The organism is Acinetobacter sp. YH12116, assembly GCF_013418895.1.
GTDB lineage: Bacteria > Pseudomonadota > Gammaproteobacteria > Pseudomonadales > Moraxellaceae > Acinetobacter > Acinetobacter indicus.
In genome coordinates, this window is the sequence record NZ_VPBE01000063.1 from 1 (window position 1) to 2444 (window position 2444).

Below are 2444 nucleotides of genomic sequence, written 5' to 3' on the forward strand. Positions count from 1 at the left end.
AGTCATTTGCGGATGATGTCACGTTGACCGCTGCGATGTTAGATCGGCTATTACATCACTGTCATGTGGTACAAATATCGGGTGAGAGTTATCGTTTGAAGGATAAAAAAAGAATTGGGATTCAGCCCCAGGTTGAAACTTAATACGAGATCAAAGGGGTCAATTTTACTTTGCCATTTGTAAGGTAAAAGGGGTCAATTTTAGAATGCCGTTGACAGTTGTAATAATCAATGGTGCACGTACAGCAACAGGTAGTTTCCAAGGCTTATTATCAAGTCTAGATGCTTCTGATTTAGGGGCAGAAGTAATTAAGGAAGCTATTATTCGATCAGGAATTCAACCATCTGATATTAACGAAGTTATCATGGGTTGTGTTCTCTCTGCTGGCTTAAAACAAGGCCCTGCCCGTCAGGCAATGCGTAAAGCTGGCTTACCAGATTCAGTTAGCGCTGTCACTATTAACAAACTATGTGGCTCAGGCATGAAATCTGTTATGCAAGCATCAGACATGATTCTTGCTGGAAGTGCAGATATCATCGTAGCAGGTGGTATGGAGTCAATGTCTAATGCCCCTTACATTCTCACCAAAACTCGTACTGGTTACCGTATGGGGCATGGAGATATTAAGGATCATATGTTCCTTGATGGCTTAGAAGATGCTGAAACAGGTCGATTAATGGGCTCCTTTGCTCAAGATACTGCAAATGTAAAAGGTTATACCCGTAGCCAAATGGATGAGTTCGCTATTCGGTCTCTAAAACGTGCCCAAATTGCAATTAATCAAGGTTATTTTAAAAATGAAATTGTTCCTATTACCATTTCCAATAAAAAAGGTGATAGAAATATAGATCAGGATGAACAACCATTAAATGCAAAATTAGATAAAATTCCAACACTAAAGCCTGCATTTTCTATAAATGGTACTATTACTGCCGCTAATACTAGTTCAATCTCTGATGGAGCCTCAGCCCTAGTTCTAATGTCAAATGACATTGCGCAACAAAAAAATTTACAGCCTCTAGCCAAAATTGTAGCTACCGCTTCTAATTCACAACATCCTTCTGAATTTACTCTCGCTCCAATTGGTGCTATTTCTAAAGTTTTAGAAAAAGCAAATTGGGAAGTTAAAGATATAGATCTATGGGAAATTAATGAGGCTTTTGCAATGGTAACCATGTGTGCTATTGATCATTTCAAATTAGATTCAGCAAAAGTAAATATATATGGTGGAGCTTGTGCGCTTGGACACCCTATAGGCTCTTCAGGTTCTCGTATTATTTTGTCTCTAATTCATGCATTAAAACGTACTGGAGGGAAAAAAGGAATTGCAACGCTTTGTATAGGTGGTGGTGAAGCTGTTGCTATTGGATTAGAAATTAAATAAATTTCTAACAAATTAGATACCTGTTGTAATCCCCTTTTTCAGGATTACAACTCATCTATAGTTTCCTTTAGATATTTTAAAAATTGAAATAATTCGTCTTTTTTTCTTTCATCTAATCCTGATAATAATTTTTCTTCACGTTGCATACTAAAATCATAAACTTGGTCATGTAGAGAACGACCCTGACATGTAATGTTAATAATATAAGCTCTTTTATTAAATTCATCTTCTTGAATTGTTACATATTCTTTATCAACTAATTTCTTTAGTGCTCTACTTACAGCCCCCTTATCTAAACCGATAATATCAGTAATACTTTGGACAGAATTATTGTTATATATCGCAAGAATTGCGAGTACTCGCCACTCCATAATACCTATACCAAAATTTTTCTTGTATGCCTCGCTCGATTTTGTAGCAAGTTTATTAGCTAACATATTGATTTGCCCGATAGCATAACGTTCTATTTTAACTTTTTTCATCAATAAGCCGTTTTATTAATAAATCTAAAATTCAAGTAAATTCTATATGAAATCAGAAACACACCTTCTAGTAGATGTTTAAGATAACATTTATATTCAAAAAATTAGAATTTATCTAAAAATTTTAAATTTTTACCAATCTTTCTTTAGACTGAACTATAATTTTCAATCCGAAATAACAGAACCTCCAATGGATATTTAGGATCTAGTTACGAAGGTCGAAATATCGCGCTATCAGCTCCTGAAGGTAATTTAAATGATGAAAGCTGTAAGAAGTTCATGACTAAACTACGAGAAGACATTCCTATACTGATAGAGATACCCTTAACAAACACTTTTAAATTAGCTTCAACAATTACATTCTCATTTTGCGATGAACATATAACCTATAAAATTTAGGTTATATGTCAAATTTATTTATAGTTTACAACGGCTTTGTTGCATAAAGAATGGCACTGTTGCAAATAGTGATTTGAGTCGATGATGTTCCCTTTAAAAAGTGCTTAGAGACCGAAAACCCTGTTGATTAGACACACTTCACCCTGAGGCTGACCATAATAAAATGACGATGCTTGTCC

At 34.9% G+C, this 2444-nt stretch carries 3 protein-coding genes and 1 pseudogene; 2 read left to right on the forward strand and 2 right to left on the reverse strand.

From position 1 onward, the window contains the following. Positions 1-143, forward strand: a 143-nt coding sequence (locus FTU54_RS15230) for an ATP-binding protein (RefSeq protein WP_257223830.1), incomplete at its 5' end; no start/stop codon positions are given. Positions 144-205: 62 nt separating this feature from the next. Continuing rightward, positions 206-1384 carry a thiolase family protein gene (locus FTU54_RS15030; RefSeq protein ID WP_180074909.1) on the forward strand — a complete coding sequence of 393 codons (1179 nt, stop codon included), beginning with the start codon at positions 206-208 and terminating at the stop codon, positions 1382-1384. 44 nt (positions 1385-1428) lie between these two features. Here FTU54_RS15030 and FTU54_RS15035 read toward each other — a convergent pair whose 3' ends face one another. Beyond that, the gene (locus FTU54_RS15035) at positions 1429-1866 is read right to left on the reverse strand and encodes a MarR family winged helix-turn-helix transcriptional regulator (RefSeq protein ID WP_180074910.1); all 438 of its coding nucleotides are present in this window, start codon (positions 1864-1866) and stop codon (positions 1429-1431) included. A 503-nt stretch (positions 1867-2369) separates the two neighbouring features. Beyond that, positions 2370-2444: pseudogene (locus FTU54_RS15040) on the reverse strand (IS6 family transposase); the annotation flags it as partial.